A 1,515-nucleotide genomic window follows, 5' to 3' on the forward strand; every position below is an offset into this window, starting at 1 on the left:
TCTACAACTGGCGCGAGCACCCCGATCGCGCGCGCCTGAGCGACGATCAGCTCGATCGCATCTCCTGCTTGTTGGGCATCTACAAGGCGCTGAACATTCTGTTCACGCGACCGGAGCAAGCCGATTCGTGGATCCGCCGCCCCAACTCCGCGGTTCCATTCGGCGGCCGCCCTGCTGCCGATTTACTCTTTAGCGGCCGTATGCTCGATCTGATTCGGGTGCGGCGTTATCTTGACGGTGCGCGCGGCTCTTGGTGACGCGGGTGCGGTGGGCAGAGAGTTACCGCATCATCCAATCGCGGTTTCCATTCGTCGGAATTTTCGATCGCATCTCCGATCCGAACGACCTTCCGGCAGTTCTCGTCATCGAAGCGCGGACCAACGACCGCATCCTCGAGGAGGCCGGCGCAATCGCGCTGGTTCGCGCTAAAGACCGCGTCAGCGGCCCGGGAGCGACGCCGGTCATGGCGGCCTTTACTCACACCAAGCCTAGCCGGTTTTCCGACGGTTCGTTTGGCGTCTACTATGCCGCGCGGCACCTCCCGGCTGCCGTTGCGGAAAGCAAATTCCATACCGAATGCTTCTATCGCGCCACCAACGAAGCCAGCGCCGGCATCGACATGCGCGTCTACGCCGCGCGCATCAACGGAAATTTCGACGATTTACGCGTGTGCGAGCCGAGCGATTCGCGCCTGAATCCCGATTCGTACGAAGCATCACAAGAGTACGCCAGGCAGATATACGATGCCGATCGGCTCGACGGAATCGTCTATCCAAGCGTTCGCGACGTTGCGCATCGGCCGGCCGTCGCGTGCTTTCGTCCGACGACGATACGCAACTGCTATTCGCACAGTTACCTGCTCTATCGTTGGGACGGCCTCGCACGCAAGATCGTAGACGTCCACAAGCAAGAAGCATCGGGATTCGCAGGCACCGGTTGAGCAAAGGGGTGCGTGCGGAGAAGCGTTAACGCGTTATCGCGACAAAACGGTCGCGAGATCGAGTGAGCAACGGCCTCGGGGGGCTTCCAGGATGGCGCGCTTGGTGCTAAGATGGGCCGGCTACTTTCTACCTCGCGCTTCACTTCGTATAGTGAAGCGCCGCTTTCTGAATAGCGAGATCTTAGATGAATCGACTTTTTGGTTCGCCGCGCGAGCGTGCCTCGATCGCGGCGCTCTCGATCGCGCTGCTTGCCGGGTGCGCCGGCGGCGCGAGCACCGGCTTTAACAGCCTGAGCGCCGTGCCGGCGGCCTCGACGCAAGCCAGCGTCATACGTTTTGGGGCCGACGGACCGCTGCTGCAGACGCTCGACGTGCCCCTCCGTCAGTTTCCGCGAGCGACTGGAACGCTGCTGACGGGAATTCGGAAGAACCTAATCACGGGCTTCATCGATCAGACCAACGGCTCCAACCTCGGCGTCCTCTACGATCGGACAACGGGTGTGTGGACGCCGATCAAGTACCCGGGTGCGGCGAAAACCAGCGTCTACGGTCCGGCCATCATGCAGAGCGGATAC

Annotated in this window: 3 protein-coding genes; all 3 read left to right on the top strand. The window is 61.5% G+C overall.

Features of this window, described 5'->3' with window-relative positions; all coding sequences use genetic code 11:
• A partial coding sequence (locus tag VGG51_04890; protein HEY1882359.1) for an MbcA/ParS/Xre antitoxin family protein occupies positions 1 to 257 on the top strand: 257 nt, incomplete at its 5' end.
• Positions 254 to 940 carry an RES family NAD+ phosphorylase gene (locus VGG51_04895; protein HEY1882360.1) on the top strand — a complete coding sequence of 229 codons (687 nt, stop codon included), beginning with the start codon at positions 254 to 256 and terminating at the stop codon, positions 938 to 940. The genes VGG51_04890 and VGG51_04895, both read left to right, overlap by 4 nt.
• A 185-nt stretch (positions 941 to 1,125) precedes the next feature.
• Positions 1,126 to 1,515 (top strand): hypothetical protein (locus VGG51_04900; GenBank protein HEY1882361.1); only part of this gene is annotated, 390 nt, incomplete at its 3' end.

The sequence above is a fragment of the Candidatus Cybelea sp. genome (genome assembly GCA_036489315.1).
GTDB lineage: Bacteria > Vulcanimicrobiota > Vulcanimicrobiia > Vulcanimicrobiales > Vulcanimicrobiaceae > Cybelea.